At 63.9% G+C, this 12,994-nt stretch carries 12 protein-coding genes; 5 read left to right on the plus strand and 7 right to left on the minus strand.

The annotated features are described in order from the left end of the window. Nucleotides 1-85: 85 nt before the first annotated feature. Entirely contained in the window at nucleotides 86-2,377 is a 2,292-nt protein-coding gene (locus ACFC2Y_RS15260) for an NADP-dependent malic enzyme (protein WP_375175431.1), read from the plus strand. Between the two features lie 237 nt (nucleotides 2,378-2,614). After that, nucleotides 2,615-4,504: a propionate-CoA ligase PrpE gene (gene prpE, locus ACFC2Y_RS15265; RefSeq protein WP_375175432.1), complete on the plus strand. Its 1,890-nt coding sequence runs from the start codon at nucleotides 2,615-2,617 to the stop codon at nucleotides 4,502-4,504. Between the two features lie 89 nt (nucleotides 4,505-4,593). Here prpE and ACFC2Y_RS15270 read toward each other — a convergent pair whose 3' ends face one another. Then, nucleotides 4,594-4,791, minus strand: coding sequence for a CsbD family protein (locus ACFC2Y_RS15270; protein WP_375175433.1), 198 nt, complete (start codon nucleotides 4,789-4,791; stop codon nucleotides 4,594-4,596). A gap of 99 nt (nucleotides 4,792-4,890) precedes the next feature. Beyond that, a complete protein-coding gene (locus ACFC2Y_RS15275) occupies nucleotides 4,891-5,652 on the minus strand; it encodes an NAD kinase (RefSeq protein ID WP_375175434.1) in 762 nt (253 codons plus the stop codon). A gap of 190 nt (nucleotides 5,653-5,842) precedes the next feature. Between ACFC2Y_RS15275 and glyA the strand changes: the two genes are divergently transcribed. Next, complete coding sequence (gene glyA, locus ACFC2Y_RS15280; protein WP_375175435.1) at nucleotides 5,843-7,135, plus strand: serine hydroxymethyltransferase; 1,293 nt, start codon at nucleotides 5,843-5,845, stop codon at nucleotides 7,133-7,135. Between the two features lie 206 nt (nucleotides 7,136-7,341). On the opposite strand, the gene ACFC2Y_RS15285 is transcribed toward glyA, so the two are convergent. Further along, nucleotides 7,342-7,716 (minus strand): hypothetical protein, encoded by a 375-nt coding sequence (locus ACFC2Y_RS15285; protein ID WP_375175436.1) that lies wholly within the window; start codon nucleotides 7,714-7,716, stop codon nucleotides 7,342-7,344. Nucleotides 7,717-7,806: 90 nt separating this feature from the next. Here ACFC2Y_RS15285 and ACFC2Y_RS15290 point away from each other — a divergent pair, with 90 nt between their 5' ends. Then, a complete protein-coding gene (locus ACFC2Y_RS15290; protein WP_375175437.1) occupies nucleotides 7,807-8,571 on the plus strand; it encodes an alpha/beta fold hydrolase in 765 nt (254 codons plus the stop codon). On the opposite strand, the gene ACFC2Y_RS15295 is transcribed toward ACFC2Y_RS15290, so the two are convergent. Then, nucleotides 8,568-8,750: a CTP synthetase gene (locus ACFC2Y_RS15295; protein WP_375175438.1), complete on the minus strand. Its 183-nt coding sequence runs from the start codon at nucleotides 8,748-8,750 to the stop codon at nucleotides 8,568-8,570. The two genes, ACFC2Y_RS15290 and ACFC2Y_RS15295, sit on opposite strands and share 4 nt — an antisense overlap. Nucleotides 8,751-8,821: 71 nt before the next feature. Next, nucleotides 8,822-9,697 (minus strand): DUF1353 domain-containing protein, encoded by an 876-nt coding sequence (locus tag ACFC2Y_RS15300; protein ID WP_375175439.1) that lies wholly within the window; start codon nucleotides 9,695-9,697, stop codon nucleotides 8,822-8,824. 314 nt (nucleotides 9,698-10,011) lie between these two features. On the opposite strand from ACFC2Y_RS15300, the gene ACFC2Y_RS15305 reads away from it, so the two are divergent. Beyond that, entirely contained in the window at nucleotides 10,012-10,488 is a 477-nt protein-coding gene (locus ACFC2Y_RS15305) for a transposase (protein ID WP_375175440.1), read from the plus strand. Nucleotides 10,489-10,568: 80 nt separating this feature from the next. Here the strand turns inward: ACFC2Y_RS15305 and ACFC2Y_RS15310 are convergent, their stop codons facing one another. After that, nucleotides 10,569-11,063: a hypothetical protein gene (locus tag ACFC2Y_RS15310; protein ID WP_375175441.1), complete on the minus strand. Its 495-nt coding sequence runs from the start codon at nucleotides 11,061-11,063 to the stop codon at nucleotides 10,569-10,571. A 26-nt stretch (nucleotides 11,064-11,089) separates the two neighbouring features. Beyond that, nucleotides 11,090-12,889 (minus strand): translation elongation factor 4, encoded by a 1,800-nt coding sequence (gene lepA, locus ACFC2Y_RS15315; RefSeq protein ID WP_375175442.1) that lies wholly within the window; start codon nucleotides 12,887-12,889, stop codon nucleotides 11,090-11,092. Nucleotides 12,890-12,994 lie beyond the last annotated feature (105 nt).

Below are 12,994 nucleotides of genomic sequence, written 5' to 3' on the forward strand. Positions count from 1 at the left end.
CGAAAGTGACGGGGCGGGGTCACACGATCTTCCCCCAAGGCAGGAAATAGTTTAACGCTGAACCATCTGCGGCGGAGGAGTCGGTATGTCCACGGAACAAGGTTCGAACAGCAGGGAATCCCTGCGTCAGGCAGCGCTCACCTATCACGAGGTCCCGCGCCCCGGCAAACTCGAGATACGCGCGACCAAGCCGTTGGCCAACGGGCGCGACCTGAGCCTGGCCTATTCGCCCGGCGTCGCCGAAGCCTGCCTCGAGATCAAGGAGGATGGCACCAATGCCTCCCGCTACACCGCGCGCGGCAACCTTGTCGCGGTGGTCTCCAACGGCACCGCCGTGCTGGGGCTGGGCAATATCGGCGCGCTGGCCTCCAAACCGGTGATGGAGGGCAAGGCCGTCCTCTTCAAGAAATTCGCCGGGATCGACTGTTTTGACATCGAGGTAAACGAGCCCGACCCGGAGAAACTGGCCGACATCGTCTGCGCGCTGGAGCCGACCTTCGGAGCGATCAACCTCGAAGACATCAAGGCCCCCGATTGCTTCGTGGTGGAGAAGATCTGCCGCGAGCGGATGAACATTCCCGTCTTCCATGACGACCAGCACGGCACCGCCATCGTCGTCGGCGCGGCGGCGACCAATGCGCTGCATGTCGCGGGAAAGGACTGGGCGGACATCAAGGTCGTCTCCACCGGCGGCGGCGCGGCGGGTATCGCCTGTCTCAACATGCTGCTCAAGTTGGGGGTCAAACGCGAAAACGTCTGGCTCTGCGACATCCACGGGCTGGTCTACGAAGGCCGGGCCGAGGATATGAACCCGCAGAAGGCCGCCTATGCCCAGCCCTCCGACAAGCGCGCCCTGGACGAGGTGATCGACGGCGCGGACCTCTTCCTCGGCCTCTCCGGCCCCGGCGTGCTGAAGCCCGAGCAAGTCGCCCGCATGGCGCCCAAGCCGATCATCTTCGCCCTCGCCAACCCCACGCCGGAAATCATGCCGGACGAGGCGCGCGAGGTCGTACCGGATGCCATCATCGCCACAGGACGGTCGGATTTTCCCAATCAGGTCAACAACGTCCTCTGCTTCCCCTTCATCTTCCGTGGCGCGCTGGATGTCGGCGCGACAACGATCAACGACGAGATGAAGATCGCCTGTATCGAAGGCATCGCCGCCCTCGCCCGCGCCACCACCAGCGCCGAGGCCGCGGCGGCCTACCAGGGGGAAAAGCTGACCTTCGGCGCGGAGTATCTGATCCCGAAACCCTTCGATCCGCGCCTGTCCGCCACCGTCTCCACCGCCGTGGCAAAGGCCGCGATGGACTCGGGCGTCGCCACCCGCCCGATCGAGGAGCTGGAGGCCTACCGCGAAAAGCTCCGCTCCTCCGTCTTCAAATCGGCCCTGCTCATGCGGCCCGTCTTCGACGCCGCCCGCACCGCCTCCCGCCGGATCGTCTTTGCGGAAGGCGAGGATGAGCGCGTGCTGCGCGCCGCCCAGGCCGTGCTGGAAGAGACAACGGAACAGCCGATCCTCATCGGCCGCCCCGAGGTGATCGAACATCGTTGCAATCGCGCCGGGCTGAAGATCCGCCCCGGCACCGATTTCCACGTTGTGAACCCGGAAAACGACCCCCGCTATCGCGATTACTGGGGCAGCTATCATCAGATCATGGCCCGCCGAGGCGTCACCCCCGACCTCGCCCGCGCGATCATGCGCACCAATACCACCGCCATCGGCGCGGTCATGGTGCAGCGGGACGAGGCCGACAGCCTGATCTGCGGCACCTTCGGCGAATACAACTGGCATCTGAACTACGTCAGCCAGGTGCTGGGCAATACCGAATTGCGCCCGCATGGCGCCCTGTCGCTGATGATCCTGGAGGACGGGCCGCTCTTCCTCGCCGATACCCATATCCACGCTACCCCCTCGCCCGAACAGATCGCCGAGGCCACGATTGGCGCCGCCCGCCATGTCAAACGCTTCGGATTGACGCCTGTCGTCGCGCTGTGTGGCCGATCGCAATTCGGCAATCAGGAGACCGAAAGCGCGCAGCGCCTGCGCGCCGCGATCGACATCCTGGACAGCCGCCCGCGCGACTTCGCCTATGAGGGCGAGATGAACATCGACACCGCCCTCGATCCGGAGCTGCGCGAGCGCGCCTTCCCCGACAGCCGGATCAAGGGCACGGCGAATATCCTGATCTTCGCCAATGCCGATGCGGCCTCGGGCGTGCGCAATATCCTCAAGATGAAGGGCGGCGGGCTGGAGGTTGGACCGATCCTCATGGGGATGGGCAACCGCGCCCATATCGTCACCCCCTCGATCACGGCGCGCGGGCTGCTCAACATGGCTGCCATCGCGGGCACGCCGGTGGCGCATTACGGGTGAGCGAGCGACGAATCCGGCCCGGGCCGGGTTTGCCACGTCGCGACCCAAAATTTGCAAAGTCGCATAAGTTTCCCTGCGGAAATTCATTCCACAGGGTTCTTTGCAAAAATTTGCAGCCCCCTCTGTAAGGTTTCTGCAAACTTTCCGCGCCAAAGCGCCGCGCCCCGCACCTTGAAACTTGCGTGAAAGAAGACCTCTATCCTACCACGGCGCACGTGTCGGAGGAGGAGGACCACCATGGGATACAAGGACGTCTACGCCAAGTGGCAGAATGACCCCGAAGCCTTCTGGATGGAGGCGGCGGAAGCGATCGACTGGGACCGCAAGCCCAGCAAGGCGCTGGATGACAGCAACGCGCCCCTCTACGAGTGGTTCACCGACGGCATGGTCAACACCTGCTGGAACGCCGTGGATCGTCACGTCGAACAGGGCCGTGGCGAACAGACCGCCATCATCTACGACAGCCCGATCACCCACACCAAGCGCGAGATCTCTTACGTCGAGCTGCGCAACCGGGTCGCCACCCTGGCCGGCGCCCTGCGCGCCAAGGGCATCGAAAAGGGTGACCGCGTTATCATCTACATGCCGATGATCCCCGAGGCGCTGGAAGCCATGCTGGCCTGTGCCCGCATCGGTGCCGTGCATTCGGTCGTCTTCGGCGGCTTTGCCTCGCACGAACTGGCCGTACGCATCGACGACTGCACGCCCAAGGCCATCATCGCCGCCTCCTGCGGGCTCGAACCAGGGCGCACGGTGCATTACAAGCCGCTGCTGGACGGCGCCATCGAACAGGCCGAACACAAGCCCGATTTCTGCGTGATCTTCCAGCGCGAACAGGAGGTTGCGGAACTGACAGAAGGCCGGGACGTCAACTGGCACGGCGTCCAGTACGGCGTCGAACCCGCTGACTGCCTGCCGGTGGAGGGCAACCACCCGGCCTATATCCTCTACACCTCCGGCACCACCGGCCAGCCCAAGGGCGTTGTCCGCCCGACCGGCGGGCACCTCGTCGCGCTGAACTGGACGATGAAGAACCACTACAACGTCGATCCCGGCGACGTCTTCTGGGCGGCCTCGGACGTGGGCTGGGTGGTCGGTCACAGCTATATCTGCTACGCCCCGCTGGTCCACGGCAACACCACCGTGGTCTTCGAAGGCAAGCCCGTCGGCACCCCCGATCCCGGCACCTTCTGGCGCGTGATCTCCGAACACAACGTCCGCAGTTTCTTCACCGCCCCCACGGCCTTCCGCGCGATCAAGCGCGAGGACCCCAAGGGCGAATACGTCAGGAAATACGACCTGTCGTGCCTCCGCGCGCTCTATCTCGCGGGCGAACGCGGCGATCCGGATACGATCAACTGGGCGAAGGACATCCTCGGCGTTCCGGTGATCGATCACTGGTGGCAGACCGAACTCGGCTACCCGGCGGTCGGCAATCCCATGGGGATCGAACTGCTGCCGGTCAAGGTCGGCTCCCCCTCCGTCGCGATGCCGGGCTATGATTTCAAGGTGCTCGACGACGAGGGCAACGAACTGCCGCGCGGCGAATTGGGCGCCATCGTCACCCCCCTGCCGCTGCCGCCCGGGACCTTCCCGACGCTCTGGAATGCCGAGGACCGTTTCCGCAAAAGCTACCTCGACCACTTCCCGGGCTACTACGAAACTGGCGACGCGGGCATGGTGGACGAGGATGGATACCTCTGGATCATGGCCCGCACCGACGATGTCATCAACGTCGCCGGACACCGCCTGTCGACCGGCGGGATGGAGGAGGTTCTGGCCAACCACCCCGATGTCGCCGAATGTGCCGTCATCGGTGTGAAGGACGAACTCAAGGGCCAGCTGCCCGTTGGCTTCCTCTGCCTGACCAAGGGCGTGAACCGCCCACATGACGAGATCGTCAAGGAGGTGGCCAAGATGGTGCGCGATGCCATCGGCCCCGTCGCTGCCTTCAAGCTGGCGGTGGTGGTGGATCGCCTGCCCAAGACCCGATCGGGAAAAATCCTGCGCGCCACCATGGTCAAGATTGCCGACAGCGAAGAGTTCAAGGTGCCCGCGACTATCGACGATCCGGCCATCCTGGACGAGATCAAGGCAGCGCTGCAAACCATCGGCTACGCGAAATAAGCCTGACCCACACCCCGGCCACGCGCCGGGGACGCACATGAGAACGGGCGGGAAAATCCCGCCCGGTCCGATAACGTTATTGCGAAAGATCAGTGCCGCGCGGCAAAGTCGTCCACTTCGCGTTCGGCCTCGTCCTTGGCATAGCCGTAGCGTTCCTGCAGCTTGCCGACGAGCTTCTGATGATTGCCTTCGACCACGTCGAGGTCGTCATCGGTGAGCTTGCCCCACTGGGCCTGTGCCTCACCCTTGAATTGCTTCCAGTTGCCTTCGATCTGATCCCAGTTCATGGCTGTTCCTCCATCTGGTTTCCATATGGGAACCCAACGAAATCGCGGCGCAGAGGTTCCAAGACTTCAGCGCGCATCAGCCGGGAATCGCCGCCGCGTCTAAAGGAACTGTTCCCGGATCAGCCGCTCCTCCAGCCCATGTCCGGGATCGAACAGCAACCGGTGCACCACCTTGGGTTCCGACACGATCTCGACCGAGTGCACATTGGTCACCGAGCGGCTGTCCGCATCCGCCATGACGGGCCGCTTCTCCGGCTCCAGCACATCGAACCGCACATGGGAGGCCACCGGGATCAGCGCCCCCCGCCACCGTCGCGGCCGGAACGGCGCAATCGCAGTCAGCGCCAGCACATCCGCATCTATCGGCAGGATCGGACCGTGCGCGGAGTAGTTGTAGGCGGTCGAGCCGGCAGGCGTGGCCAGCAACGCGCCGTCGCAGACCAGCTCCTCCATCCGGATCTTGCCATCGACGGAAATTCGCAGCTTCGCCGCCTGCGGCCCCGCCCGCAGCAGCGAGACCTCGTTGATCGCCAGCGCCTCTGTCACCTTGCCATCGGCCCGCGTCGCCCGCATCGCCAGCGGGTTGATCAGCGCGTGCTCCGCCGTCTCCACGCGCTCCATCAGGTCGTCGTCGTGGTATTCGTTCATCAGAAACCCGACCGTGCCCCGGTTCATCCCGTAGACCGGCGCATGCAGATGCTGCGTGCGATGCAGGGTCGACAGCATGAATCCGTCCCCGCCGAGCGCGATGATCACATCCGCCTCATCCTCGGGCACCGATCCGTATCGCGCCGCCAGATCATCCCGCGCTTCTCGCGCCCGGGGGCCCCGGCTGGCCACAAAGGCCAGTTTCTTCACCATTCCGCCGTTCCCCTGCCGAGGTTACCGATGTCGTCCATACCCTTCCGAAACAAGCATAAAGTTCCGCCCCGTGCCAGCCCTGCCGCAATCCGGGCGCAAAGCGTCACTTTCGCCCCTTCCGCCTCTTCAGTCTTTTCGGTAAGCACCCAGCCAAAGATGCCCCCGCAACAGCGCGACAGGAGACCCGGCCATGAAGGACATCAAGGACGCAGGCTTCTTCACCGAAGCCCTCGAAACCCGCGACCCGGAAATTTTCGGCGCGATCCGCAACGAGTTGGGCCGCCAGCGCGACGAGATCGAGCTGATCGCATCGGAGAACATCGTCTCCGCCGCCGTGCTGGAAGCGCAGGGCTCGGTCATGACCAACAAATACGCCGAAGGGTATCCGGGCAAGCGCTACTACGGCGGCTGCCAGTTCGTCGACGTAGCCGAGACGCTTGCCATCGAGCGCGCCAAGGAGCTTTTCGGGGCGAACTACGCCAACGTCCAGCCCAACTCCGGCAGCCAGATGAACCAGGCGGTCTTCCTGGCGCTGCTGCAGCCCGGCGACACCTTCATGGGCCTCGACCTGAACTCCGGCGGTCACCTGACCCACGGCAGCCCCGTGAACATGTCCGGCAAATGGTTCAACGTCGTCTCCTACGGCGTGCGCCAGCAGGACGAGCTGCTGGATATGGAGGACGTCCGCGAGAAGGCGCGCGAGCACAAGCCCAAGCTCATCGTCGCAGGCGGCACCGCCTATTCCCGCGTCTGGGACTGGCAGGCCTTCAAGGACATCGCGGACGAGGTCGGCGCCTACCTCATGGTCGACATGGCCCATATCGCGGGCCTCGTCGCGGGTGGCGTCCACCCCTCGCCCATCGGCATCGCTGATGTCGTCACCACCACCACGCACAAATCGCTCCGCGGCCCGCGTGGCGGCATGGTGCTGACCAATGACGAAGCCATCGCGAAAAAGATCAACTCCGCCGTCTTCCCCGGCCTTCAGGGCGGCCCGCTGATGCATGTCATCGCCGCCAAGGCCGTCGCCTTCGGTGAAGCGCTGCGCCCGGAGTTCAAGGACTATGCCGCCCAGGTCGTCAAGAACGCCCAGGCCATGGCCGACCAGCTGATGAAGGGCGGGATCAACGTCGTCTCCGGCGGCACCGACAACCACCTTTGCCTCGCCGACCTGCGTCCCAAGAAGGTGACCGGCAAGGCGGCGGAGGCGGCACTGGGCCGTGCGCATATCACCTGCAACAAGAACGGCGTGCCCTTCGATCCGGAGAAACCCTTCGTGACCTCCGGCATCCGCCTCGGCGCACCTGCGGGCACCACCCGCGGCTTTGGTGAGGAAGAGTTCCGCCAGATCGCCGACTGGATCGTCGAGGTCGTCGATGGCCTCGCCGCCAATGGCGAGGACGGCAACGGCGAGGTCGAAGCCAAGGTGAAATCAGAGGTCTCCGCCCTCTGCGCCCGCTTCCCGCTCTACGCGGAGATGTAAGGGCAGGAAGGCAAGGCCGAGGGCGACTGCCCTGGCGTTGGCACCCAGAAACAGACGTCATCCCCGGGCTTGACCCGGGGATCTCCGGCCGCGCCGCGCCTGACGCACGAGCTTCTCGGATCAAGTCCGAGGAGGACCCGGGCCAAACCGTGAAGCCGACGGGCGGGGGCACCCAGCCGCCAGTCCGACCCCCTGCACAGCCCCCGTCAGATCAGCCCGCGCCAATGGGCAAAGGCCAGGAACAGCCCCAGAAACAAAAGCACGTTGAATACCGCCGCGGCCAGCGCGCCCAACAGCCACTGCTTGCGCAGCTCGCCGACGTCGACGGACTTCGCCCCGGCAATCAGCCGATCGAACGCGAGGTCCAGCTTTCGGCTGTCCAGCTGCTGCTGCAGTTTCGGATGGCCCGCCAGCCCCTGTGCCGACAGGATCTCTGCCCCCGCCTTACGCGCCCTCAGCGGCAACCGGCGCCCCGCCCGGGACAACGCCTGGCGCAAATCCCTGGGCGAGCCGCCAAAGGACTTCTTCAGGGCCCTCAGGGCCTCCTGAACTCGCCGGTCGAATCTGGCCTCGTCGAACATCGCGCCGCACCTCTGACATGAAACTACATGGCTGCCTCGCAGCGCTCAACTGCGCTGGCATCTCCGCCCCGCTGGAATTACGCTGTCCCCATGCTCAATACGATCCGCTTCGACGGCCCGCCCGGCTCCACCCCGCTTGTCATCGCACATGGCCTCTTTGGCTCGTCCCGCAATTTCGCCGGGGTCGCGCGCAAATTGTCTGACACCCGCACCGTCGTGACGCTGGACATGCGCAACCACGGCGACAGCCCCTTCATGGACAGCCACAGCTATTTCGACCTCGCCGACGACCTGTCCGAGGTCATCCAGAGCCTGGGCATCGCCGATCTGCTGGGCCATTCCATGGGCGGCAAGGCAGCGATGGTCCTGGCCCTGACCCGGCCGCAGGGCCTGCGCCGCCTGATCGTCGCCGACATCGCCCCGGTCGCATATGAGCACAGCCAGATCGACAAGATCGACGCGATGGAAAGCGTCGATCTGGACACCACGACCCGCCGGTCGGAGGCCGATCGCCACCTCGTTTCCCTCGGGATTTCCCCGGCCTATGCCGGGTTCTTCACCCAATCCCTCGACCTGCCGAACAAGCGGTGGCGGCTGAACCTGCCCGTCCTGCGTCGCGAGATGGACAAGCTCACCGGTTTTCCGCAGATCGACGCGACCCACGAGGGCCCGACCCTCTTCCTCTCCGGCGGCGCGTCGGATTACGTCACATCGGCGCACCGCGACAGGATCAAGGCCCTGTTCCCCAAGGCCATGCTGGCGAAACTGCCCGGCGCGGGGCATCTGCTGCATGCCGACAAGCCGGAGGAGTTCCTCGCCGCGATCTCTGCCTTCCTCGCCGCGGGGGACGATTAGGCGGAATAGATCTTCTTGGCCACCAGATAGGTCACCGGCAGCGCCGCGAGAAACCCGAGCGCCGCGCCAATGACAATCGGCCACAGCCTGTCCTGCCCGCTCACCAGGGCGACAATCACGGCGGACCCGGCAAGGGTCGTGCCGATCAGCGAATACAAGATGGATGCCAGGCGCAGCATGGCGGGACCTCCGGGTGTGGTTACACGGGGATCTGATAGCCATATCCGAATGTATCCAACCTTGATCTGGATCAGCGGTTCAAACCCATACTCGCACTCACGCTCACGCTGAGGGAGCCGACCGAACTGCCACTCGTGCTGTCGTCACCTCCCCGATAGCTATCATCGGGGTCCGGGCCGGAGACATCGCCAACCGCACCGGCGGGATATTGGCTTAACAGGTCCGCCACGGCCTCCTCCACCATGCCCTCGATCCCGGAAATCGACGGATCGCCCGCCTCGATCTCCGCCACGATGGCCCGCAGCTTCGCCTGCAGCTCCGCCTCGGGCACATGCCAAAGTTCCGGCCGGTCGATCCCGCCTCGGACATTGCGGCTGGACAGGGTTTCGCGCCGACCTTGGCCCGTGACCTCCGGATGGGGCCGCACCAGTAGCCAGCGCGGCCCGCCCATGTAGACCGCCGCGAACATGGTCTTCGCCCGCTTTTCGGCTGTCCCGCCAACGCGCAGCGCCTCATAGAACATGCGGTGCGTGTCGCGCCAGGGACGGGTGTGGAAATAGGGCGTACCCTCGTTCCCGACACCGCAATAGCTGTCATGGATCGCCGCCGCCATGGCAAAGGCCGGGTCCGTGGGCTGCCCCACCACGGCGACAAAGGCCGGCGGGATCGAGGCACCATCGGTCAGGATTCCCTGCGGCGCGACCCAGACCCGCTGCTGCCGGTCGACAAAGGTCAGATCCTGCGCCAGCGGCCGGAAAGGATAGGGCCTGCGCGGCAGCTGCACCACATCCGAGGCCAGCCGCAACGGCGCGTTGACGAAGGCACAGAAAGGGCTGGTCGCACGGGCACAGAGCCCCGCATCCGAAGCGGTCGAGAGGGTGTTTGTGGCCGCACAACCCGCGAGGAGCGGCAGCGCGGCGGAAAGACATAGGATAAAAGGCTTCATGGGCTGGGTCCAGGAGGTCATGCCGGAAATAAAGCGGCATGGTCCCACGCATGAGGGCTTCGGGCAAGTGGGCAATGTTGCGGAGGCTGCGGAGGGACTCAGGCTTCGGGTGCATTGAGGGCTGCGCCTGCCTGGGCGGGTGCAGCGCGGCGGTCAGCCGGGCGGGTCGGGCTAGTAATCTCAAGAAGATTGCGACAAAGCCTCGCGTAGGGTGCGTGCTTGCACGCACCACACCTTGAAGCAAACGCCAGCGGTGCGTGCGAGCACGCACCCTACGTAACAGCCGGTTAACCATAGCCCGACATAGTGGCGGAATGCCGAATTACCGCCGCCCGAGGCTCCCCGGGGCCACGATCTTTTTCACCGTCGCCCTGGCCGACCGGTCGAGCGACCTGCTGACCCGCCGCATCGACCTCCTCCGGTCCGCCGTCCAGACCACCCGCAGGGCCCATCCTTTCGAGATTAAGGCCTGGGTCGTTCTGCCCGAGCACATGCATTGCATCTGGCGCCTTCCCGACGGTGATGCGGATTACGCCCTGCGCTGGCGCCAGATCAAGACCCGCGTGTCCCGCGCCTGCCCCATGGGTCCGCGCCGCCCCAGCCACATCGCCCGCGCCGAACGTGGGATATGGCAACGCCGGTTCTGGGAACATCATGTGAGGTCGGAGGCGGAGGAAGCGGCTCTGACGGAGTATTGCTGGTGGAATCCGGTGAAGCACGGGCTGGTCGAACGGGCACGGGATTGGCCCTATTCATCCGTGCATCGAGACAACCGTTTCACCGACCCGTAGGGTGCGTGCTTGCACGCACCATTGGCGCGGATTGGTTAAGGTTGGGCGGTTGGTGCGTGCAAGCACGCACCCTACGGTGCCTACCGGTTAAGGGCTTTTATGGAACACTCCCAAAGGACCCGCCGACCGTGGGCCCGTGCGGAATGAGGCATATTGGGGAAAGACGACAGGCATCGATAATCTTCGCCATTCGAGTACAGTGTCATGCACTCGACGGTTTTTTCACCTGTTTCCTTGTAATGCCACTTTGGGTACTCGATACATATCTGCTCTCCCTTGATCGAAACAAGCTTGGCGTCTTGGGTGCGATAAGCGCTTCCACCTATCACTCCAAAAGCCTTGCCATCAGGTCGAAGAATTATTCCCTTGTTGGAAGAGTTCACAAAAGCGATGGAGTTTCGCCGTGAGGCCTTCAGGTATTCCGCCGGGCTTGGAATAGCCGTTGGGACATAACCCTTTGGGATTACCAGTTCCTCCTCCGCAAGAAAATGCTTGTAGCTTTGCGCAACAGCCACAGCCGGACTAAAGGTCAACGCCACAACAATGGCAGACAATCCATTTATCAACTGAAACATTCTAGCCCACCTTTTCCCAACCGAACCTAACTATCCATCTTCAACGCACTTATAAACGCTTCCTGCGGAATATCCACCTTCCCGAACTGGCGCATCTTCTTCTTCCCGGCCTTCTGCTTGTCCAGCAGCTTCCGCTTCCGCGTCGCGTCGCCGCCATAGCACTTGGCGGTCACGTCCTTGCGCAGGGCAGACAAGGTCTCCCGCGCGATCACTTTGCCGCCGATGGCCGCCTGGATCGGGATCTTGAACATGTGGCGCGGGATCAGCTCTTTCAGTTTCTCGCACATCGAGCGCCCGCGCATCTCCGCCCGGTCGCGGTGGACCATCATCGACAGCGCGTCGACCGGTTCGTCGTTCACCAGAATCGACATCTTGACGAGGTTGTCCTCGCGATAACCGATCAGCTGATAGTCGAAGGAGGCATAGCCCTTGGTCACAGACTTCAGCCGGTCGTAGAAATCAAAGACCACCTCGTTCAGCGGCAGGTCATAGACCACCATCGCCCGGCTGCCCGCATAGGTCAGCTCCATCTGGATACCGCGGCGATCCTGGCAGAGCTTGAGGATATCGCCCAAGAATTCGTCCGGCACGAGGATCGTCGCCTTGATCCGCGGCTCCTCGATCCGGTCGACATGGGTCATGTCGGGCATGTCGGCGGGGTTGTGTAGCTCGATCATCTGACCGTCGCGCATGTAGACATGGTAGATCACCGAGGGGGCGGTGGTGATCAGCTCGATGTCATATTCGCGCTCGATCCGGTCGCGGATGACTTCCAGATGCAGGAGACCCAGGAAACCGCAGCGGAAGCCGAAGCCGAGCGCGGCGGAGGTTTCCATTTCATAGGAGAAGGAGGCGTCGTTCAACGCCAGCTTCTCGATCGCGTCGCGCAGGTCCTCGAATTCGGCACTGTCCACCGGGAAGAGGCCGCAGAAGACCACCGGGACAGAGGGTTTGAAGCCGGGCAGCGGCTTTTCGCAGCCCTTCTTCTCCGTCGTGATCGTGTCGCCGACCTTGGTGTCGCGCACCTGCTTGATCTGCGCGGTGAGAAATCCGATCTCGCCCGGGCCCAGTTCGGTCACGTTCTGCATGGCGGGACGGAAGACGCCAATCCGGTCGACGGCATATTTCGCCCCGGTCTGCATCATCTTGATCTGGTCGCCCTTTTTCAGAACGCCATCCATGATCCGGACAAGCACGACAACGCCGAGATAGGGGTCATACCAGCTGTCCACCAGCATCGCCCTGAGCGGCGCGTCCCGCTCGCCCTGCGGCGCGGGCAGACGGGCGATGATCGCCTCCAGCGTTTCGGGGATGCCGACGCCGGACTTGGCGGAGACCAGCAGCGCCTCGCTGGCGTCGATGCCGATCACATCCTCGATCTGTTCCTTCACCCGCTCGGGCTCGGACGCGGGCAGGTCGATCTTGTTCAGCACCGGCACGATCTCATGATCCGCGTCGATCGCCTGATAGACGTTCGCCAGGGTCTGCGCCTCCACGCCTTGCGTCGAGTCGACCACCAGCAGCGACCCCTCGACCGCCCGCATGGAGCGCGAGACCTCGTAGGCGAAGTCCACATGTCCGGGCGTGTCGATCAGGTTCAGCACATAGGTCTCGCCATCCTGCGCGATATATTCGATGCGCACGGTGTTGGCCTTGATGGTGATCCCGCGTTCCCGCTCGATGTCCATCGCATCGAGGAGCTGTTCTTTCATCTCCCGTTCCGACACGGTATTCGTCGATTGAATCAGACGATCGGCCAGGGTGGATTTCCCGTGGTCGATATGGGCAACGATGGAGAAGTTGCGGATATGTTTGAGGTCAGTCATGAGGCGGTCAGATAGCAGAGGTTTGAGGGGCGTGGAAGATGGCTTGATAGGCCCGGAACAATTGTCCTTCCTCGGCGCCCGGCTACCTCTGCCTCAAGGAGGCAA

Origin of the sequence: Pseudooceanicola sp. (genome assembly GCF_041987405.1) — a bacterium.
Lineage (GTDB): Bacteria > Pseudomonadota > Alphaproteobacteria > Rhodobacterales > Rhodobacteraceae > Pseudooceanicola.